The sequence below is a fragment of the Pseudoalteromonas maricaloris genome (assembly GCF_024746855.1).
Lineage (GTDB): Bacteria > Pseudomonadota > Gammaproteobacteria > Enterobacterales > Alteromonadaceae > Pseudoalteromonas > Pseudoalteromonas maricaloris.
Genome location: NZ_CP024625.1, coordinates 1,288,765 through 1,311,321 on the forward strand (window position 1 = coordinate 1,288,765; position 22,557 = coordinate 1,311,321).

General features: G+C 45.0%; 16 protein-coding genes. 3 read left to right on the forward strand and 13 right to left on the reverse strand.

Features of this window, described 5'->3' with window-relative positions:
- Positions 1-2: 2 nt before the first annotated feature.
- From CTT31_RS05470 to CTT31_RS05525, 12 genes are all read right to left on the reverse strand, one after another.
- Positions 3-4,556: a non-ribosomal peptide synthetase gene (locus CTT31_RS05470; RefSeq protein ID WP_260492162.1), complete on the reverse strand. Its 4,554-nt coding sequence runs from the start codon at positions 4,554-4,556 to the stop codon at positions 3-5.
- Positions 4,557-4,579: 23 nt separating this feature from the next.
- Entirely contained in the window at positions 4,580-5,335 is a 756-nt protein-coding gene (locus tag CTT31_RS05475) for a thioesterase II family protein (RefSeq protein ID WP_045965004.1), read from the reverse strand.
- The gene (locus CTT31_RS05480; RefSeq protein ID WP_045965006.1) at positions 5,332-6,039 is read right to left on the reverse strand and encodes a hypothetical protein; all 708 of its coding nucleotides are present in this window, start codon (positions 6,037-6,039) and stop codon (positions 5,332-5,334) included. Before CTT31_RS05480 ends, CTT31_RS05475 begins: the two co-directional genes overlap by 4 nt.
- Positions 6,036-6,767: an SDR family NAD(P)-dependent oxidoreductase gene (locus tag CTT31_RS05485; protein ID WP_017218125.1), complete on the reverse strand. Its 732-nt coding sequence runs from the start codon at positions 6,765-6,767 to the stop codon at positions 6,036-6,038. The genes CTT31_RS05480 and CTT31_RS05485 overlap by 4 nt, the downstream gene beginning before the upstream one ends.
- 11 nt (positions 6,768-6,778) lie before the next feature.
- Entirely contained in the window at positions 6,779-7,177 is a 399-nt protein-coding gene (gene fabZ / locus CTT31_RS05490; RefSeq protein WP_260492163.1) for a 3-hydroxyacyl-ACP dehydratase FabZ, read from the reverse strand.
- Positions 7,174-8,289, reverse strand: a complete 1,116-nt coding sequence (locus CTT31_RS05495) for an ABC transporter permease (RefSeq protein WP_010369409.1) — start codon at positions 8,287-8,289, stop codon at positions 7,174-7,176. Before CTT31_RS05495 ends, fabZ begins: the two co-directional genes overlap by 4 nt.
- A complete protein-coding gene (locus CTT31_RS05500) occupies positions 8,282-9,049 on the reverse strand; it encodes an ABC transporter ATP-binding protein (protein ID WP_010369407.1) in 768 nt (255 codons plus the stop codon). Before CTT31_RS05500 ends, CTT31_RS05495 begins: the two co-directional genes overlap by 8 nt.
- 1 nt (position 9,050) lies before the next feature.
- Complete coding sequence (locus CTT31_RS05505) at positions 9,051-11,234, reverse strand: beta-ketoacyl-[acyl-carrier-protein] synthase family protein (RefSeq protein WP_260492164.1); 2,184 nt, start codon at positions 11,232-11,234, stop codon at positions 9,051-9,053.
- Entirely contained in the window at positions 11,227-12,723 is a 1,497-nt protein-coding gene (locus CTT31_RS05510; RefSeq protein ID WP_045965009.1) for an AMP-binding protein, read from the reverse strand. Before CTT31_RS05510 ends, CTT31_RS05505 begins: the two co-directional genes overlap by 8 nt.
- A 34-nt stretch (positions 12,724-12,757) precedes the next feature.
- Positions 12,758-13,051: an acyl carrier protein gene (locus CTT31_RS05515; protein ID WP_017218121.1), complete on the reverse strand. Its 294-nt coding sequence runs from the start codon at positions 13,049-13,051 to the stop codon at positions 12,758-12,760.
- A gap of 137 nt (positions 13,052-13,188) precedes the next feature.
- Complete coding sequence (locus tag CTT31_RS05520) at positions 13,189-14,808, reverse strand: HAL/PAL/TAL family ammonia-lyase (RefSeq protein WP_010606259.1); 1,620 nt, start codon at positions 14,806-14,808, stop codon at positions 13,189-13,191.
- 650 nt (positions 14,809-15,458) lie between these two features.
- A complete protein-coding gene (locus tag CTT31_RS05525) occupies positions 15,459-16,118 on the reverse strand; it encodes a hypothetical protein (protein WP_010606260.1) in 660 nt (219 codons plus the stop codon).
- 280 nt (positions 16,119-16,398) lie between these two features.
- Between CTT31_RS05525 and CTT31_RS05530 the strand changes: the two genes are divergently transcribed.
- Together CTT31_RS05530 and CTT31_RS05535 are read left to right on the forward strand one after the other, a co-directional pair.
- A complete protein-coding gene (locus tag CTT31_RS05530) occupies positions 16,399-16,992 on the forward strand; it encodes an ABC transporter ATP-binding protein (protein WP_211859512.1) in 594 nt (197 codons plus the stop codon).
- A gap of 1 nt (position 16,993) precedes the next feature.
- Entirely contained in the window at positions 16,994-18,067 is a 1,074-nt protein-coding gene (locus CTT31_RS05535; protein WP_211859513.1) for a DUF6136 family protein, read from the forward strand.
- 9 nt (positions 18,068-18,076) lie between these two features.
- On the opposite strand, the gene CTT31_RS05540 is transcribed toward CTT31_RS05535, so the two are convergent.
- Positions 18,077-20,083, reverse strand: coding sequence for a winged helix-turn-helix domain-containing protein (locus CTT31_RS05540; protein ID WP_249122473.1), 2,007 nt, complete (start codon positions 20,081-20,083; stop codon positions 18,077-18,079).
- 150 nt (positions 20,084-20,233) lie between these two features.
- On the opposite strand from CTT31_RS05540, the gene CTT31_RS05545 reads away from it, so the two are divergent.
- Entirely contained in the window at positions 20,234-22,492 is a 2,259-nt protein-coding gene (locus tag CTT31_RS05545) for a DUF5916 domain-containing protein (protein WP_211859514.1), read from the forward strand.
- Positions 22,493-22,557: the final 65 nt, after the last annotated feature.

The window sequence follows — 22,557 nt, forward strand, 5'->3', positions numbered from 1 at the left end:
GTTTAAATCTCTAATTCTTGTGTTTTTTCAGACTGAGTCGTGGTTTGTTCTAGTTGTGTTTCACTTAACTGGGATTGCAGTGCAGCTAGTTGATCCTGAGAAAGTGAGCCCGCGCCAAAGTCGCTAGGGGTGCTTACACCGCCGCGCTTTTTCGCCTCGAGCGCCGTATCCAATACATCATGCAGCGCTTGTGTTAAGTGAGTAGCGAAGGCATCGGTAAGATTGCCATCTAGTAATGAATCCACTTTGATCCTGAGTTGTTCGCCCTGAACTAGCGCATTGATATCGAGGATCAGATCCGAGCCGTTTTGTGCAGAACTTGTCTCGGTTTGCAGTTGGTTGTCTATCTGCCAAAGCGCATCGCTTTGCCCACCCATTTGGCCCAGGTAGTTAAAGCTGATACTTGGCAACGTTAAGCTGGTGTCTTGCAGTTGTGCACTACCAAAACCAAGACCTTTATTTGGGATCTGGCGTAGCGCTTCTTTGGCATCAATAATGGTGTCGCTTAGTGTCGCTTGTTGAGTCAGGCGTAGCGGGTACAAGCAAGTGAACCAGCCAATTGTTTGGTTGATATCAGCATCATCACGCCACATTTCACGACCATGACTTTCCAACGTGATAGCATGCTGAGTTTGCTTAAAGGTTTTACTCAATGCTTGGCACAAAGCTGCCAGTAGTAACTCTTCACCTTGCGTATTGAAGCCAGCATTCGCGTCACGTATTAAGCGGGCCGTGGTGTGCGCGTCTAGCTCTAACCACGCGGTTGACGGTGTTGCAGCCATGCTTGGCGGATAGCTTGGCAAGTTGGTTGCTAAACGCTGCCAAAATGCCATTTCTTGTGGGTGTGCTGCCGGGTAAGCTTGCATCATTTCTACCCACTGTCGATAGCTGGTGCGTTTACTCAGCAACTCACCTTGTGCTAAAAGGGTTTGCAGATCTTGCGCGATGATCCGCCAAGAAACCGCATCAATGATTAAGTGGTGAAGCGCAAAGTGAAGCAGGTCGTAGTCTTCGCAAAACGCTTCGATATGTGTAACTTGCCAAAGTGGGCCATTACAAATATCGAACTGGCTTTGTCGCGCGTTGAGCTCTGCTTGTACATCGTGTGACTTGCCGTTAAGGACGTTGAGTGGCGCCATCGTACTAACATCGTTATATTCTTGCGTAATATGGCCTTCAAATTCCATAAAGGTTGTGCGCAACATATCATGTTGATCACTTAAACTGTGTAGTGCCTCTTGTAATTGAATTTGGCTAAAGCCGCTTGGGATCCTAATTGCAAATGCTTGATTCCAATGATTCTCCTCCGGTAGTGCTTTATTGAAAAACCATTGTTGAATTGGCAGTAGATCAAAGCGTCCGCTCAGTAGGCCTTGCTCTTGTGTTATCTCTCGTTGAGTCGCTTGTACGCTAACAATACGTTGACTCAACGCCGCTGCAGTTGGACAGTCAAAGATATCTTTTACTTGCAGTTCAATGCCTTGCTTTCTGAGTAAAGCAACGAGTTGAATCGTGAGAATAGAATCGCCGCCGATGGCAAAGAAATCATCTTTGGTGCTCACTTGCTCAACACCAAGCAAAGTTTTAAATGCTTCACACAGTTGCGCTTCCGTTTCGTCTTGCGGCGCCACATATTCGCTTTGGCTCACCAATTCAGGCTCTGGCAACGCTTTACGGTCTAATTTACCGTTGCCAGTCAAAGGTATTTCCGCAAGCTCAGTCCACGTTTTTGGCTGCATATAACTGGGGAGCGCTTGACTTACGTGGGCTTTCACTTGGGCAGTTTGGCCGTGATGTTGTGGCTTAAACTTAATATAAGCGGCTAGGTAGGGAACACTTTGTAAGGTACGGTCGATAACCACCGCTTGGGCAACTTCTGGCAATTGGTTGATCACGCTTTCGATTTCACCCAGTTCAATACGGTAGCCACGGATCTTCACCTGATTATCGTTACGACCGATATACTCCAACTCACCATCCGGTAGGCGTCTTGCCAAGTCACCGGTCTTATACAGTCTGGCTCGTCCTTGTTGAATGTCTTGTTCGCTTGCGTATGGGCTGCTAATAAAGCGTTCTTGACTGAGCGCTTCGCGGTTTAAATAACCACGAGCAAGACCCGCACCGCCAATATATAACTCACCGCAGGCGCCGGGTTCGACCAACTGCAATTTGGAATTTAGCACGTACGCTTTCATATCTAATATGGGTCTACCGATATGAGAGGCTTTAGAACTTGATTGTTGCGTGAGTGCTTTATAGGTGACATGCACCGTGGTTTCAGTGATCCCATACATGTTGACCAATAGCGGCTGTTCATCGCCGTAGCAGTTCCACCAAGGGTTGAGCATTTCGGGGTTGAGTTTGTCACCGCCGAAAATCACATACCTCAGTTTGTCAAAATTCAATTTTGCGTTTAGTGCCGCTGCACTAAATTCATAGAATGCGGCAGGAGTCTGATTAAGCACAGTCACTTGATTGTCTGAGCAGTAGTCTGCAAAGGCCTCAAAATCGCGGATCAGGCTGTTGTCAGGAATACAGAGTTTACCGCCATAAAGTAGGGCACCCCACATTTCCCATACACTAAAGTCAAAAGTATAGGCATGGTAAAGCACCCAGATATCGTGATGGTCAAAGCCATAATCTTGCTCCGTCGCCGTGAACAATCGAGCGACGTTTTCATGAGTTTGCATCACGCCTTTTGGTTGGCCAGTCGTACCTGAGGTATAAATGATGTATACCAAGTCCTGCGGTGATTGGCTGATGGCAGGTACTGTGTCGCTTTGTTGCTGGGCATTAAGTGGCGTAATTAATGGGCAAGCCACCTCCGCCAAACTGCATTTGTCTTGTGCGGCGGCATACTCTTGCTCGTCGACGATCAACAGGCTTGGGTTGGTATCACTTAGAATAAAGGTTGTTCGCTCGCTGGCATGGTCGGGAGACAGCGGCACATATGCCGCCCCCGCTTTAGTGACAGCAAGAATTGCAATCAGCATCTCGATAGAAGGCTGCATGTACAGCGCAATTAACGTATCGGCAGTGAGGGGTTGTTGATACTGAGACTGATATTGCTCCCGTAAATGCAAGGCAAGGGCGTTGGCTCTGGCGTTAAGGGTTTTATAATCGATAGATTGTGTTTGGGTTTGTAGCGCGATTTGATCTGGGTGCTTACTTACCGTTTGTTCAAACCAGTGATTTAAAGTGGTGTCGGAAAAGAACGTTTCATTGTCTTGATTGCTGCGCGCCAAGATAAGCTTTTGCTCTTCTTCATCCAGTACCGGCAGTTCGGCAATATTAAGGTCGCTAGAGTGGGTAAGTAATTCAATAAAGCGCGCCTGAATATCGGTGATCCGTGTCATTGCCACGCGAGAAAAGACAGACTTAGCGGCGACCACTTTACGACAAAGGCCTCCTTCTGTTTCAAAATGCGTAAATTCGATATCAAATTGTGAAACACCAGGCTCAATGGATACCCCTTTGATAATGGTATCTCCCGCTGTGCCCAAAGCAAGTTCGTACCCTTGGCGACCAATCATCAACGGGGTGATCCCTGGACGAATGCCATTGCTTTTTAGCTTGGCTAAGTAGTTACAGGTGACATTAATATGCTTTGCAGCGTCTTTATTATTATTTCCTGAAAGCAGTAATTGGGTGAGCTGGTTACTGACTTCACTGATAAGCGATGCACCTGTGTACTGCTCAATATCGCAAATAGAAACCGTTTCAACGTCTGAGTAATGACCTAAGATCGCGCGTGTTTTACGGGTGCGGCGAGCCATCGGGATCCCTATGGTCAAATCGGTTTGCCCAGTGGTATGAAATAAAGTCAAAAAGACGCTGGCAAGCACGACGCTAAAACTCGTAACACCAGCTTGAGAGGCCACCTGTTTTACTTGTTTGAGTGCCTCTGGATTTTCTTCACGAAACGCGATGCCGTCATAATGGTGCGCTAGTGCCTCAGTATTACTCTGGTAAAAATCGATAGGATAGAGTTCGCTCTTTTGTGAGGTTGCTGCACGCTCAGGCTTTTCTTCAAACATCACTTGATAATCAAGGGGGGCGAGATCAAGTTCAGAGTTATCAAGCACCGCTTCTATACATGCGAGTAAATCGCTCATCAGTACTTGCAATGCCCACTGGTCACAGTTGATGTGATGCCCTTTGATGGTCAATAGCAACCGAGTTTCCGAGCTACAAGCGTAGAATTGAAAGGTCTCTTTAGTGATATCGATGGCTTGCTCAATTAAGGTTTTGGCGGTGATAGAGTCACTAAAAGCGGCAAGCTCATCGGGCACGGCTAATAACTTAGGGGCACTGGCTAATAATTCGAGTTGTGGTTCGCCTTGAGCCTCATCAATACGACTCGATAAAACAGGGTGCCTTGCAAATAGCAACACCAAGGCTTGCTCTAGTGCCTCGGGTGTGAGCCCGCCGGTAAATTGTACCGCGCAAGCGATGTTATATACTGGATTTGCCAAATCAAGCTGTTGGGCTTGCCATACGTGAAGTTGCCTCGTTGTCAGAGACTTGAAATTGGCGGAATTGGACAGTGAGTTCATTGCGTGATCCTTGTTTTTTCGCCTTAACACAACGGCTTTTGCCAGTTTGCTTTTTGGTATTTTGTTTGCTGCAAGCGTGCTAGGTGTCGCGCTACTGCGGCGACAATCACCTCACACGCCAGCGTTGGGCGTTGTTGTAAATACATATGACCACCATCGACATGATGGTGCTGAAAATGGTTCTCGCAGTACTCAGACCAAGCTTGGTGTGACTCAGGCTTAACCAAGTGATCTTGTGTGGCGAGGATCAGTTCGACCGGCATCGTCAACGTAATGTCTGTACTGACGGGTTGCTCGGCTAACATAAAGTCGTCTTTAAACATGGCAGCCACAACCGCTTCTACATCCTTCGTTAATCGATGTTTAGGCAGCATGTCGAGATGATATAAAGTCGTGAGCAAGTCCGAGTCAGTCAATTTTGAGTACTGGGTAGCTGAGGGAATACTTGGCGCGCGGCACCCAGATAGACAGAGTAAATCCGGTGTTGTCAGTGCATGTTTAGCAAGATGATCGGCAAGCTTATAAGCCACCATTCCGCCAAGGCTGTGACCAAAAAAAACGCACAGCCGCTCACTACGCGGCTGAAGTTGCGTGCTACTACTTAGGTGACCAAGTGCCTCATCCCAGTCCCGTAAAGATTGCATACCTGCTTTAGTACCACGGCCCGGTAAGTCGATGCCGTGGAGTTGCCAATGCGCAGGTAAATGTTTGGCCCATTCCCTAAAAAACAAAGAAGAGCCACCTGCGTGATGGAAACAGTATAAGTCAACCGGCATCATAGCTTGAGCTCCAGCGTTGGTGTGAATGCGATGGATTGACCGGTGAGCATGGAGTTGGTTTTCATAAAGTTGACTAGGTATTCCACCAAGTCTTGATAGCTGTATACCGCAGGTCGTGCACCCAGTACGCCTCCTTTTAGGTTGCGCTTTTGGATCCTTGCGGCTTTGCTATCGGTAGCCAGTAGCGGTAACACAAAACTGTTAACTGCCAGCTTGCTACCTTGATATTCGCGCGCGAGCGTCATCATCAATGCGTTATGAGCGTGGTTACAGACACTAGCGGTGGCCTCTAACTCGTAATTTAAGGTGTCGGATTGCGTTAAAAAGACGAGGTTTCCACCACTCACTCTGAGGTTGTCGGCGATGACTCTGAGTGCCGAAAATGCGCTTTCTAGGCGTGCGATCACTTGCTCACCAACGGCAATGTCTTCGAGTAGGTTGCTTTCATCAAGGCGATTGGCACAATGCAGTACCATCACTTCTTGCTGATTATTATTGATTTCAAACCAATCTAGTAATGCATTGGTATTTAACTCCGAGAGGGGAGCGCAAAGTTGGATATGGCTCGCTTCTGGATTATGCGCGAGCACTTCAGCACTTGCATTGATAAGGAGTAACGGATGTTTTTGCGACAGCAAATGGGTAACGAAGTGGCTATCAAACTCACTTGTTGGATAAAGTAAAATAAACGCTTGAGCATTCATACCGCAAGCCCTCCATCCAAACGAAGCACATTTCCAGTTTGGTAGTTTGAGGCGCTAGAAGCGAGATATAGCGTGGCATCGGCAATTTCTTTGACACTCCCAACACGACCTAGTGCGGTATGTTTAAGCACCGGGTTGATAATGCTTGCGGGAATATCATCAATCATATCGGTTGCAATAAACGTCGGAGCGAGTGCGTTACAGTAAATACCACAGTGACCATATTGCCGTGCAATAGTCCGAGTGAGGCCAATAATTGCGCCTTTTGAGGTCGCGTAGTTGGCTTGGCCTTCTCGTCCGCTTATTCCGCTTTGCGACACCATGTTGATAATCTTGCCTGCACCTTGCTTAGTCATGACTGGCAATACCGCTTGGCAACACAGCAATGTACCCTTGAAGTTGATATCTAACACGTTATGAAAAGCGTCGTACGACATCTGAGAGAACAAGCTATCATCCGTGATCCCAGCATTATTCACCAACACATCAACCCGACCCGTGTCGCTTATCGCTTGGCGAATAGCGGAATTGACGAACTCACTGTCGGTAATATTGCCGCTTTGTTGAGTGAAACGAGCTTGATACTCAGGTTTATGTAACTCCGCGATGGGGGTTTGTGTGCGACAAATACCGTATACTCGAGCACCACCTTGCAAAAAGGCGAGTGCGATCCCTTTGCCTATCCCTTTGGATACGCCAGTCACTACTACTGTCTTTCCAGTTAACACAACCAAGTTCCTTAATCCGTGTAAACAATCGTGAGTTCGGCTTTTGCAACCAACTCATCTTCAACGTGTGCTTGTGCTTTAAAGCGTGCCATCGCACCAAATTCAGTTTCTAGTTTTGCCGTTACTTTAATGATTTCACCGGGGCGAACAGGGCGACTAAATTTGGCTCTTTCTATGGAAGACAGCATGCCTCCTGTGTGCGTGTTGTTGCAGCACAAGCCGCTGATCTGCGCCATGGTCTCAATGATTAACACACCTGGGAAAATAGGCTCATCCGGAAAATGTCCTTGCAGGCCAGGCTCGTTATGCGAGACGAACTTCAATCCAACAATCATCTCTCCTGGAGAGTGTTCGATTATCTTGTCTGCAAACTTAAATGGTGCCTTGTGCGGCAAGTTATCGGTGATCATGATTTTTCATCTCCCCAGTCAAAGCAGAAGTAAACGATGAGGAAGAACACCACGCTGGTGACGCCTAAAATAATCAATTGACGACTTACCGCAGCCAGTTCAACGCCTTGGTTTGCGACTAAGCGCAGTGCATCCAAAAACGCAGTGGTTGGCAGTAACGAAACTATTTCTCGCAGTAGAGTGGGAAAGTTAGCAGTGTCGAAATAAATGCCTGATAAGAACATCAACGGAAAGTAAAGTAAGTTAGCTATCCCTGATGAGACTTCAACCCGTTGGCTACGGGCGCCGACCAACACGCCGAGCATACAGATACAAAATGAACCGAGTGCCATTACCGCAATGATATCCAGCACGTTTCCTTGCAGCGTGTAACCAAATAAAAAGTGAAAGGCGACGAACAGAATCAGCATTTGGAACACCAGTAAGAATAAGCGTGCGAGTACGATCCCAATGATGTAATCACGGCGCTTGAAAGGAGAAAGGCGTAGACGTTTAAAAAAGCCGTTTTGTCTGTCCGAAACTAAACTGTTGGCAATCGACACCAGTGCTAAACCAAGGACTTGTAACACGATGATCCCAGGGATCAACCAGTCAGTGTAACGATAACCTTTGACGCTAATGACATTGCTTCGCATCTCTTCGCCGTTAGCTTGCGCTTTAAGACGCAATAGATAGTTACGTGCCATTAACGACTCATCGGAGTTATGAGTAGAAAACATAGCGTTGGGGGCAAGGTAGACTTCAGGGCTCACCTCATTTTGCAGCTTACGTAGCACCGAGCCTGGTGAGCTGATCACTTCCGCCAGCTGAGCAGAAGCAAAACTGTCTTCCAGCACAATTGAATCGGTTTGTGAGAGGCGGGTAACGGTAACGAGTGGATCTTCTTCCATCGCTTTTAGCCATTTCTGTTCAATTTGCTCGCCATGCATCACCACCACATTCATAGGTGACATTTTTGGTCCACCTGAGAAGGCTTGGATCAACAATAGGGCGATGAAAATAGGTAAACCGAATGTCCATAGCAATACCGCTTTATCACGGAAAAAAGGTCGAATATTGACCATCATTAATTGCCAAAATGGATATAGCTTAGTTTGACTTAACTCAGGCATAACTTTCCCTCTCCATCGTGGAACCTGTGAGTTTCAAAAATACGTCGTTGAGTGTGGCTTTTCTGGGTTCTTTAATCACCGGAGTCTCAAAGGTGCGATTAATAATGTCGCTTGGCGCGCCTGACTCTATGATTTGACCTGAATTAATGATGGCTAAGTTGTCGCATAAGAACTCTGCCTCATCCATGTAGTGCGTCGTTAACATCACACAGGTACCGGCTTCTTTGAGATCTTTAATGATGTGCCAAAACTCTTGGCGACTCGTGGGGTCAAGTCCCGTAGTTGGCTCATCTAAAAACACCAACTTGGGCTGGCCAACCACTGCCATCGCCAAAAATACGCGTTGCTTTTGTCCACCACTGAGCTCGCTTAGCCAAGCGTCCTTTTTCTCGCTTAAATTGAAGCGCTCAAGCAGCGTATCAATTGGCGTGTAGCTTGGGTAAAAGCTGGCAAATAGCTCGACGCACTCTTTTACTTTGAGTTTTTCGTAGAGGTTATTGTGTTGCATCACGCCACCCATAAGGCTGCGAAGTTTGGTTTCGTGTTGCTTCCAATTAAGACCGAATAACGTCACTTCACCTGATGTTGCACTACGCAAGCCCTGAAGTATTTCCAACGTCGTGGTTTTTCCGGCGCCATTGGGCCCAAGGAGTCCAAAACATTCGCCTTCGCTAACGCTAAAAGAGACGTCGTCGACGGCAACTTTTCGTGTTCTTTTGTAGACCTTCCTTAAGTTCTTCACTTCGATCACGGTCGTCATCTTATTTCCTTACTGTTCGTAAAATACATCCCGTCATACTTCCCGCGAGATTAACGCTTAGGAGTAGGGTTTGATCTAACTCGGTATCACCAGCTGGGGTGTTGAGTGCATGCATTAGCGCACGCACTGCTAATTCTGTACTGTGTAGAGGCATGTTTTGTGGTTGATATTTTATAAGTTGAGCTTGTGGTAAATGGCTGTCCAAGCTTGCGGCAATGGTGGCAAACGCTTCGTCGTGATGAGTACTTAACACGACATTGCCCACTTGGCTTAGCTTCCTAGCATTGCTTGCCAATAATCTGTCTAGTGCTTGATGCTGCTGCGCATCATTGATTTGAATGAAATCAATAATTTCTGCGAGAGGTTGGTAGCCTGCCGGTAACACCTCGCTGGTTGCCAAGAGTGCTGCGCTGGAATAATGACCGATATCTGCTTGGAATTGATGTGCAGCCCAGACTTGCTGCGAGAGCGCAGTATCGTCTTGCGAGCTACATACCATCGCATATCGACTTCGACCTTCACGCATATCAAGTGCTGCGCTCCAAAGTGCATGTAAAAAGTCATTGCCTAAATCACTCACACAAGTGGCCGAGTTTTTAAAGCCAAAGCCGAGCGCCAGTTGCCCTAATGTGGCATTGACGACGGTATTGGGGAAATGCGTACTTTTTAGCTCTGCAATGCCATCTTGAAATGATGCAAGGTTTTTATCTAAGGTTTCCAGCGAGCCAATGGGATTAGCATAGTAGGCTGCGAATTCTGGCAGTGGTAATTGCGCTAGATCGAGATCGCTGTCTTGTAAGGTAAATTGACAGGCACCCAAGGCAAATTGTGCAACACACGGTGTACGGCGCTGGAAAAGTGCTGGGAACTGCTGTTTTAAGTTAAATTCAGCAAAGTGGTCGGTACTATTTTGTCTAGCATTGTACACTTCAGTATCAGACAGGCTGGTGGCGGCAAGTAGATACACCGGTTTTGTCGCCGTGTTAATCGACGTTTTCTGGTGTTTACTGAGTAGCATGCTGGTGTTGTGACCACCAAACGCTGAGTTAGTCACCGCAAAAACATCAACAACCTGAGATCTGGCCTGATTTGTCACTAATTGATACGCTTGGCAACACGACCTTATTGAGTCGACACCCAGTGTTGCTGGTAGAAGTCCTTCATCCTGGCTGACCAAAGTTGAAATAAGTTCTACGGCACCAGCGGCACCAAGGGTATGACCAAAGTAAGATTTACTACTTGAAACCGAGACGTCGCGCATGGCCTGTTCACCAATGGCTGATTGGAGCCCTTTTAGTTCTGCGCCATCATTTGCTGGCGTACCAGTCCCGTGGCTGTTGATATATTCAATAGCACTTGCTGCAACGGGCGCATAGGACAATGTCTGCGTAAAAGCGCGGCGTACACCATCGCCCTCGGGGTTAGGCGCTGTAGCGTGGTGAGCATCTAAGCTCGACCCTGTCGCGAGCAACTGATATCGCAGCGTTGCGTTACGCTGATTAGCATGTGTTTGTGATTCAAATACTAAAAAGCCTGCGCCTTCACCTAAACTTAATCCCATTTTTTCGCTGTACGGAGCACAAGGTTCAGGACTCAAGGACTGTACCGACTGAAAGCCGCCGTAAACCAGCTCGCTCAGGGCATCCGCACCGCCAGCAATGACGACATCTGCTTGGTCGTTTTCGATAAGTTGTTTTGCAAAAGCAATGGCACTGCTACTTGCGGTACAGGCCGAGGTGAAAGTCATTACAGGGCCCTGAATACCGAAGTGGCGGCTGACATCGGTTGCAATTTGATGTGGTGGATAAAACTTAAACCCCAGTTGGTGCTGACCTTTAAGGCTCTCCATCAATGAAAACATACCGCAGTTTGCATTACCGAGAAGAAATGCCACACGGGTGTTGTCCATCTGAGTTAAGGCTAAATTTGCATGCTCAAGTGCTTCTGTAACGGCATGGATAGCGTATTGGCTCGCCAGATCCATATCAAAATGTTCTGCGCTGTGGTTCTCGTAGTTGATAGCGAGCGCCCCAACATTGTGTGTTAGTCCCTGTGTGTCGAAACGATTAATGCGGTCAATACCAGTGCGGTTTTCCTTGATGCTAGTTAGCAGCGCTTGGCGATTTTCGCCTGCTGCACAGAGCACACCATAACCAGTAATGAAAGTTTGTTGTTTATTATTCATGTACGCATTCCTGTAGTGCCGAGAGGGTGATTTTGCCGAGTTCGTTTTCTGGAAATTGCGCCAAAAAATGAACCTGCGGCGTGGGTAAATCTTTAAACCAACTTCTGATGTCCTGAAGGGTAGGGATGCAAGATAGTCCTTCGACAAAGGCGACCAGCTCGCCCCCTTTATTATTGTTATTGTCCTCGATAAAAAACACGCGATGGCGAAGTCCCACAAAGCGTTCTTGGAGGATTTTTTCTATACTTTGTAGCGAGTAGCGTTTACCTGCATATTTAAATATTTGGTCTGCGCGCCCACCGTGTGTGAATTGATTTTCATTGCTGAAAATCAGCTTATCTTTGAGCTCAAACTCTTCACAATTAGCCACTAAAAACGGCGATCTCAACATGGTTTTGTGCTCGCCATTTTGATAAATGTCGACGGCAGTGAACTTAGTAAAGTGCGTTTCGTTGTTGCCTAATGGACGATAGCCGATACCGCCGGTTTCAGTGCTTCCTAGTACTTCAAAAGCTTGTATTGAAAGTGATAGGTAAGAAATAAGGTCGGCAAGTTTTTGCTCTTTCTCACCTTTGAATGGTGCACCTGAGCTTATTAAATAACAGTGGTTTTGATTTAACTGATCGGCCACAAAGTCAAACATAGTTGGCGTTAAGATCACACCTACCTGTTTGTCTTTTACAGGTTGTAAATCCGGTGTTGAACCGAGTTCGTAACACACCGGTTTGCCTAGCTGCAGAGGGAGCATAAATGCCCAAATAAAACCGAACATGTGGCGGATATCTACGCAAGCACAGAAATAATCTACTGCGTCAAACGAGAAAGTGTCAGCAAAGGTGACGGCTTCTGCATGGAGTGAGGCGATGGATTTATGCCAAGTTTGTGGCTTACCTGTGCTGCCTGACGTTTCAAAGCCAATTGTCTTATCGCTATGGTGCTGTAAAAATGCCGTCATGGAATGAAACGGAATTTCCACCTCTTGATTGGCAAGCGTGAGCTCTCGCCAGCTAAACGCATTGGTGTTCGCGGCTGTATTCGCACTTAATACCGGAGTGATATTGTGTGCTAATAACACCATAGTGCTCACAATGATATCGCATGGCGTACTGTCTTTGATAAGACGAGCCTGACCGTTGATCTCACACTCTAGACTACGCTGTATCAGTGCTAGTAAATCGGTCTCTTTGAGAGAGGTGACTTGATCTGCCCAAGTCTCTAAGGGTGTTGCTTGTTTTTGTTGCGTTAAGTTTAACGCTATTTGACGTGTTAGTGTCGCCAAAGTTACAGTGCTCAATTCGCCCAAGTCTTTTAATTGGAACGCTTTTTTACATGCAGCAGATAACTGCATAAGGTCGACCGAGTCGAGAAACAGTGGCGCCTCAATTAAATTGGCGTCGTCACTTAGTACGTCTAGTTGTTCTTTATCTACTTCTAACTCAGCTTCAATCAGTTGCATGAGTGTTGAACGAATGGCACTGTATGTTTGCATGGTGTCCTTCCAAGCGAAAATGGTTACGGTCAGATCAACAAGCTTCAGCTGTTGTTTGTGCTTCAACTTGTTCGTGAACAAAGCTAGCTAAGGTACTGACGCTTTTCATTTTTTCTTGAATGGTTTGTTCTGGGTAATCTTTGAACTTAAGGTTGTATTTTTTCTCGATAGATACCACAAGATCGAGCACCTCGATGCTGTCTAGATCTAGACCGTCACCGATAAGTTGAGCATCATCTTCGATTTCATCAATGCTATCTACCACTTCTAAATTGTCTACAATGATGTCTTGTTTAATAAATTGTGTTATTGATTCTAAGCTACTCATTTTTATATCCTTTTTAGTTTCTTTGGTGTGTAGTTTACGTCTCATTAGTGGTTTTTGAGCAACAACAAGCCCTAGCTGGCTGCAGTGAAGCTGCCAGCTATAGCGTTATCGTCATCTCAAAAATGACTTAGAGAGGGTTACTGCTCATTAAATAGGGCGTTAACCATATTGTTGATTTCGACATCCATCGGTCTATCTTCAATGACTGGTTGGAAGTTGCTGCTAATTTCGTCGAAAAACTCGCGAGAAAGCGCGTTGAGTTTCTCTGCTTTCGCATCTTTCCCGTCAACATAAAATGCTTGGCGGATCGCCATTGCCTGAATAGCAATAACTGGCTTGATAAGATCTGTAATACGACGAAGGTCACGTGCAGCGATAGTGCCCATGCTGACGATGTCTTGGTTTAGTGCTTCTGTTGTGCGTGAAAATACTGACATAGGTCCTGCATTTTTAAGTGCTTCTGCAACAAGAGAAGAAGAGGTAATTTGCATTGCTTTGAAACCGTGGTGTACCCAAGCTTTGTCGCCAAGATCTTCACGCGCAACCAAGTTGTTAGAAATTCCACCGTTAAGGCGATCATCAACCAAAATGCCTAATTCACGCTCTAGTAACGCGCCCATGTTTGCAACGAGTGGTTTGAGAGTATCGCACACCGCTGCAACGTGACCACCGTAGAAGTGACCCGCGTTGAGGATAAGGTCGTTCTCATCATCAAATAGTGGGTTATCGTTCACTGAGTTGATTTCAGTCGTTAGGATCTGTGATGCCCACATCTCAGCATCAATTAATGGACCTAACACTTGCGGAGAGCAGCGAATTGAATAGCTATCTTGTAACCTGAACGTTTCTTGCTTGCCAAACTCAATGTTGTCATCGGTTCGGTTTCTGCGACCTAAACGCTGATCGACGTTAGTTAAGCGCTCTAGAATTTTCTCTGCGCAGATCTGCTGTCCGCGGTGTGGTTTAAGTTCGTGTACGCGTTTATGGAATGGCGATGCACGACCTTCGATAAGTTCGACATAAAGCGCGATCAGTTTGCAGCTTAAATCAATGCCGCGGCGGATGTCTTTTAGCGCATTCGTGGCGATGGCAGACATAACCGAAGTACCATTCATGATAGCTAAACCTTCTTTCGGCTTTAGCTTGTATGGCGCAATGTTTAGCTCTTCTAATACTTCAGCGGTTTCACGCAGTTGTCCTTGATAGTACACCTTACGCTTACCACCAAGTGCGGCACCGACATAAGAAAGTGGTGTTAAGTCGCCGCTCGCACCTACTGAACCCATAGAAGGGATAGCCGGGATGATGCGGTTGTTTAGGAAGGTTTCCATCTGCGCCAGCAATTCCCAACTAACGCCTGAAAAGCCTTTGGCATTACAGTTCATACGGATCAATAAAGTCGCGGCACAATCAGACTCTGAAAGGTAGTCACCAACGCCACAGCCATGATAAGCAATGAGGTTTTGTTGTAATTCTTCAGAGAGAGAAGTCGAAATACGGTTACTTGCTGAGTTACCAAAACCAGTCGTCACGCCGTATATATCTTCTTGATTTGCTAATTTATTGTCCAGGTATTGACGGTTTTGCTCGATTCTAGCTTTTAGTGCCAACTCGTCCAATTTTACTTTGGATAAGGGCTGAGCTGCGTAATCTTGCACTGACTCCAGAGAAAGTGATTGATCTTGCGAGATGAAAACAATACTACCGAGCTTTTTCTCGACCTGAATTGCTTCCTTTTCTGTGTTGTACTGGTTCATGACTTTCCTACTCTGACTAAAATAATGAATCCGATTGTGATTTTCACAATGCTTATATTTTTGTATGACGGGAAACTGTTTAGAAAACCCAATCATACTTGTTAGAGGCGAGTACTACTTAACCAACGTCCCGTGTGTGCCAATCCGTTAACTTGGTCGGCTTTGTCGCGATACTATTGTCGCTATCTTTGTTACAAGATTATTTTATTTGTAAATAAAAAATATTAAATGTGATTTTTTGATTGTTGTGTTTTAAGAACGGCGGCTAGGTTAAGCCCGAGTTTTCAGGGTGTCAACACGAAAAATTTGACATTTTAATGTTAATTAAATCTAACGTTAACATAATTGAAATGTTATAAAATGATTGCAATATGGAGTTGTTAATAGCTATTTTTTATCTCTATGAGATATAAAGAATTAATTGATTTTTAAAGCTAAAACTCTATTTTTATTGCGCGTGGAAAGTTTAATAAAACTGACTTATGACAAATGTCACTATTTTGTATGGTCGGATCTGAAAATGAATAGAATTGACTTATTTCGGCAGAAAGTTGAATTTTTTGTGAATAAAAAATGCGTTATAAATATAAATCTAGACGGCTAACCGTTGAGGTTGCCGGAATATCGGCAGCCTCAAAAGCGATGATTAATTAGTATTCTAAAACGGTGCTCATTAATCCAGTTTCACCGACGACGAGTAAGTAAGAGCGGTCTAGTGATGCATTGCAAAGACTTATAACCTCATCACCCATCATAATATCTTGATTACAGTCATCCACTTGATACCAGCTACTGACTTCTCCTTTATCAAATTCAACGTCTGAACCGTTAATATTTAATGTCATTGTTTTGGAAGCTAATACTCGTACGGTAAATTTATTATCGTGATCATCTTTAGACTTTCTAACCACCTTTATATCTAAGGTATCGTTGCTATCCTGCATTACAACAAAGTGATAATCTCGGTCATTACTTACCTTAATTTTTTCTTGTTCTACCATGCCAAGCTTGTTGACTGACTCAGCATAAAAACTGATTTCACGGTTGGTGTTATGTTCGTGTGTTATGCGTACGGGTTCTGAACCGGAAGCTAGTACTTTGACGCGATATTTATCGTCAGCGACATTTCGTTCATCACCGTCTAGCTCAGTGTTAGCAAGGTGAAATGCAATTTCATAATCGGTGGCATTAACCAAGTTATATTGGTTTTTATAGATGTCAGAACCGAAGTTAGCGGTCTCGACATCTTCAGACGAACATGCAACCGCTAATAGGGATAGGGTGGCTGCAGTTAGGATACGAAAGTTCATAGTTGATCTCCTTTATCAATATTTTGAACATAGGTCGTTATTCAAGCGATTTCGGAGCAAGAGTATAGGATGGAAAAATGAAAGGTTACTTAATGATGTTTATAAGATGTTAAAAAATGTAGTGTGTAAGGCTTTGTTACAAAATAAGGTACGTAAAATACGCCATTTTACTTTCTAACTAGGTGATAAATATTAGCTTTTGTAATAAGTTAAGTTTTATGACAACTACATTTTTAAACATAAATATAAATCTCTATTTGGATTTATAGTGTAGAGCAAAATGATAACGATAAAATCTCTAAGTAAAAGCTTCTCCAAAGAGGTACTGTTTGACAATTATTCACAACAGTTTGACCATAATAGGATTTGTTTAGCGGCACCGAATGGCGTAGGGAAAACCACCTTACTGAGTATGATTGCTGGACTTGATGATGCGTTCAATGGCGACATTCTTTTACAAGACAAGAAAATCGATAAACGCCAAACACTTGTTGCACTTGCGTCAGACAACATTCCATTTCCTGCTTTTTTGCGTGCAAAAGAGTTATTAACTCTCACATCAACCGCATGGCAATGTGATTTTCCTTCTCAGCTGGTAAACGACTTTCAGTTTGAAACCTTTTTAATGACGCGCTATGCGGATCTCTCCTCTGGTAACAAAAAGAAGCTTCAGCTTATTAATGCCTTGATGCGTAATACCCCTTATTTATTGCTCGATGAGCCTACTGCGGCTTTGGACGCGGCAGGCTGCGAGTATATCGTTGAGCTCGCGCAAAACTACGCTGGCATGGTGCTGATGACAAGTCATGAGCCTGAACCTTTTTTACAAGTTGGATTTCATTCTGTTCCCTTAACATCAAAGCAGGGTAGTTAATATGCTTTATTACTATCGTTACAGAAAGGCATCACTTTCCCTATCGCTGCAAGCGATAGGCCAGCAACTTCAGCAATTTGGCTTGATGATAGCTGCATTGTTTCAAGTTTATCTGTTAGGTTTTATCGCAATACTATTTATGGGTATAGGTAAAATTGTAGAAAGTGATAATCCCATTGCACAGGTACAAATTGCATGGGGATTACTTGCGGCGCAAAGCTTTATTCTATTTGTGTTTCGAGATGCGGTTTTGGACAAAGCGCACAGAAGTTACCATCACACGATCCTCCATCGTGCCATCCATCAAAAAGTGGCGGATGGGTTGTCCGTACTGGTTGTTCATCCCTTATTATTGATGACGCTAATTCTCTGCTACTCGATTGGAATTGAGAAAATCACGCAAGCGTGGCACTTACTGTTTTTTGCGGTGACGCAATTCTTCATTGCCCTTTGTTTTATTTATCGACCCTTGGGGACCAGTATTGGGTTATTGATAACAGCTATTATCAGTTTTGCTGTTGTCGAAATTACTTGGTATTTGATTGCTGTAAACCTAATAGTGTTTGGCTGTGCTGCTTTGCTACCGCGTAAAGTGACGTTATCGGTAATGGTTAAAGGGTTGACGACATTTTGGCTGAGCTTTGCTTACAACCACTATTTTGTGTTGCTTTGGCGCATTGTGATGAGTGTGTTGGTGCTATGGTTTGGCGCGATCTTAAGTGCAGAGCGCCCCGATCTGATGGCAAATTACGTTCCAGGTCTGGTGACTTTAAATCTATTATGGTGGTCGAGTCTTGCCATTGATCTCAAACCTGAAGTCTACGACCGCACTGCATATTGGTTGAGTATAGATAAGCTGCAATCGGCAAAGCAGAGTATCTGGATTATTGTGCTGACGGCTGCCGTCTGTTTTTCAGTGCCTGTCTATATGTTATTAGGACTGAGTGCGGTGAGCCTATTACCTTATGTCTTTCTACCACTTTTAGTGTTAAGTGCATTAAAAAGTCCACAGCATTTAGCTATGACTTGGCTCAGCACCTTAGTGCTGAGCTATACCACGTATGTACTTTTGTAACGATAATCGTTAGTTAGCCGCTTCAGGTAGGCGAGTCAGTTTCTTGATATCGCCTTCTACACTTTCCATTTTTGCTATGAGTAAATCCCCAAGCGCGTCGATATCGTAGTGCCAAATCAAGTGGCCGACTTTTTTAAGCGTAGGGTTTTGCTCTGGCATCAAGGTGAGTTGCCAAATGTAGTCCTCTTTTGACCAAGCGGATTGCCAGTAGATGTCGTTGCCGCGAATTCTTAAGTTACTAAATTGATTGGTTTGCTTTTGACTTAGCGCATATTTATTTAACGCTTCAGAGTCGCTTTCGAAGAGCGTCTCGTACTCCAGCAGTAGGTTTTGTTGTAGCACAAACCAAGTTTGTCTCTCGGGGTGATAAAAGACAAAGTCAGCTGTACTGTCATGGCTGCTGATAAGTGCCCCAGACAAGCTGTATTGGTTTAATGTTTCGCCGTCATAAGCCCATAGTGTTTGCTCATCTATCCAGCCCATGCTTTTGACGGGCTGACTCAGCTGTGAATTGAACTGGGTGAGTGGGCGTTTTCGGTCGTATATCACTAAATCGTTATCACGGTTTGAGGCCAAATAGCTCAGCTCTGGACTCCATACTAAAAAACCAACGTACTCATGCCCCTGATGAAAGGAAAGCTGACTGATTTTATCATCGCGATATAGATACACCTCGCATACGCCGCTGCGTCTCGACATAAATGCCGTTTCTCCCAAGCTGTTGGTCAGTGGTAAATAATCGATGCTTGAGCTTGAAAATAAGGGGAGATCGTCTCGGTCTTTGATATTAACTTGAAAGCTCTCCAATGCCGCGAATATATCGCCGCGATTATCGCTTGAGAAGCTCGTGTATAAGCCAATTTCCGTTTCTTTGATGGCTTGACTGTCACCGTCTCTAAAGTGTCGCGATAGGCTGCCATATTGACTCGCAATCACGGCTTGATGATAAACATCAAACGCAACGGAAGTGACTGGAGCTGACCACTTCAGATGTACCGTGCCATCAAGCGTTTGTAGCCTTGCTAACCCTTGTTTATCTTGAACCAAATAAAAGGTTTTGTCTTGCCACGCTCGAAGGGCCATTTTTAACTGTTCATTGGCTGCCAAAGCAAGTGGCAGCTTAACCATTTGATGGGACTCAAGTCGGTAAAGGTGTGCTGCTTTGGCATTATATTGGCCGAACGTTAAGATAAGCTCTTTGTCACTTTTCCAAACTGGTTTAGTACCAACTTGGCACGGAAGAGTTTGCGAGCTATGGAAAAATTGCCCTGCGGCAGTCATAACATGAAGTTGGCAGCCACTACCTTGATATTGCCAAAAAGCCAGTTTGTCTGAGTCGGGGCTCCAACTTGGAAAACTGATCCGCGAATCAAAGCGGTGTTCATTTAATTGAAAGCCTTGTTTGTTGGCAATAATAAGGTGGGTAAAGTCTTTTACATAGGCGATGAGATCTTTGCTTTGGTGGGCATCAACGTCAAATTCAAGGCCAAGCTCATGACTGAGGCTCGAGGTTTCGTAGCGTGATGGTGTTTTTTCAGTCGGTGCTTGATTAAAAAAGGCGATTGCGCCAAAGCATAACACTGCCATTGCGACGGCACTGAGTGAAAAAATACGGGACTTGGCGATTGCTTTGACTGGTTTTGTCGTATGACGAGGCGCTATTTCATGCCTTTCTAGTGGCGCGATGAAGCGATAGCCCCGCTTTGGAATGGTTTTGATGTAAATTGGGTTTTTAGGGTCGTCCCCGAGCACTTTTCGCAGTTTAGTCAGAAGCTGATAAAGGCTATTGGGTTCGACAACCGCGTGTTGCCACAGCTGCTCGGTAAGCCAATATTTCTCTAGCACTTCGTTATGATGCTCAATAAAAAGCGCGAGTAATCTTGCCATTTGTGGCTCAAGTTTTACGGTTTCTTGGCTTTGCCTATGTGTTAGGCAATCTTGCTGGAGATCAAACTGCCAATGTCCAAAACAAACCATCTCTACTTCCTGTGCCTGCACGCCGAGTACCAATTTCAATAATCAAAACCAATTGTTCCCATAACGTTAGCGTTTCTTAAGATTAAGTCAATGTTTATAAAGGTTAAGTCAGCTTTCTTCAGAAAAAGTTAAGAACTTTTTACGGCAAAGTTTGTTGCAATAGCAGGCATAACTCTGAGGAAAGTATGTATGAATAAAAGCAATAAATTTTGGCTCGGTTTAAGTTATCCCATGATGGCAGGCGCTGCACTTGCGGAACCTATCGTGGTTGATGGTAAGTTGAATGAAGCGCAGTGGGGTTCTGCCACGCACTTTGAACAATTTGTTCAGGTTGTGCCTGTAACTTTGGCATCTGCTAATGACAAAATTACCGCAAAAGCCTTTGCAACCGCCGACGGCGTTTATATTGGTATTAAAAACTTTCAGAATAAAGCCGAGCGCAAGCGACAATTCAATATCCATGACCGTTTTATGCAAGCTGACTTCAATCGGGTAGTTGTGGACTTTTCAGGCGACGGTAGTAGTGCATATCAATTTTCGGTGACATTAGGTGGCGGCTCGCAAGATGGTGTTGTAACCCCAAGCTTAAACGTGGATTACGATTGGGATGGGGATTGGCACTATGCCAATCATATTGACGATACGTATTGGACCACGGAATTATTGATCCCTTGGCATACCGTGTCGTTTCAGCCAGGAGATGAGCAGGGGCTTACAAAGATTGGCGTTTCGGTACAGTTGTATGAACTTAAAAGTAATTTTATCTATGCAAACCATGAGGATACAACAGCAAATAGCGATTTCTTCCTGACTATGCCAAAGATCGCAGCACAGATCCCCGCACATTCTCAATTGGCATTTGTGCCTTACTTTGCGCATCAGGCTCAATTTGCACCTCTAAGCACTTCGCCTTCCGAGCGCCAGCATCAGTCCGATGTTGGCTTTGATTTGTTTTACAAGCCTTCTCATCATCAGAAGGTGAGTCTTGCCGTGAATCCTGACTTTGGTCAGGTGGATATCGATGATGTTGACGTGAATTATTCAGCCGTAGAAACGCTTCGCACCGATAAACGTCCATTTTTCACCCAAGATATCAGCCTTTTTGAAGTTGCTGCACTTGAGAGCACTAAGCTTATTCATACTCGTCGTATAGGGGCATCAAGTGATGATGGTGCACGTGCAATCACTCCCATAGATGCGGCGCTACGATTTGTACATAAAGGAAAGTCGGTGCAATTTGGTACTTTTGCTGTGTCCGAGTCGGACTTTTCGGACGATATTGGTAAACAGTTTTTTGCAGCAAGAGCTAATTATCGCACGCAAGATTGGCAGGCCGGTGTACTTGCGACCAAAACAGACCGACCGTTTCTTGAGCGCGATGCCATGAGTTATGCCCTTGATGGACAGTATCGTAGTGATACTTGGTCTTTCAAAGGCGCGCTATTACAAACTGAGGTAGAAACACAAAAGCAAAGTGTTACAGGTCAAGGTGTATCGCTAGACGCGGAGTATCAACTTTCTTTACAGACGAAGTTCGCTGCGCGCTATTTTGCTGTGGATGACGAATTTGATAACCGTGATCTCGGCTATATGAAACGCAATGACTGGCAGGTGAGCGAGCTTTATGGTGAATACTCGATGCACCCAAAAGACAGCTGGTTTACCAGATTAAAGCAGTCACTCACACTGAGGCATGAGCAAAATAATGCTGGAACAGGTTTAGCGGCCAGACAAGCATATTTAGCGCAGTTTTTGTTGGCAAATGGTGGTCAGCTCAACCTCGGGCTAGATTATTACACTAGCGGTAAACAAGACAACTTAGGGCGAGGCACTGAGGTGTTTGAGGTGCCCAGCCGTGTGGAGTCTCGAGTATTTTATCAAAGCCCTTATGTGGGAGATTTTTCTTGGGCAGCAAGTATAGAGCTTGACCAAGAAGGAATATCAGGCTCAGCACAGCAATACGCTGTGGATTTGACGTGGATGCCACATTACAACTGGAACCTTAAGTTGAGTAATTTCTTTAGAAGTGGTGATGGCTGGCTGATGGCGAACGGGCAAAACCGCTTGAGTGAATACGACAGAGATGAGTTTTCCAATAAGTTGGAATTTAATGGCCGGATCACCGACAACCTTGAACTCAGTGGTTCGTTACAGTGGACGATACTTGAAGCGCAAAGTAAGACGATTTATCAAATTACCAATGGCGAGCTTCGCGAAATTCATGGTGACACCAGTTTTGACGACAGGCGCTTAGCAAGCCAGCTAAAACTGCGTTATCGCATGGGTGCATATTCAGATATTTTTTTAGTGTATCAACGAGGAGGTGCAAACTTTTCGACACTTGAAAAGTCGCAGGTCGGGCGAAGAGACTGGTTTGGGAGTGTCGCCGATTTATGGCAACAACCAGTGCAAGACTTAGTGACGTTTAAGGTGCGATATTTATTTTAAATCACTAGAGCTGTGTTCCCCCGGCTCTAATCTGCCAAGAAAAAAGGTCAGAAAATTCTGACCTT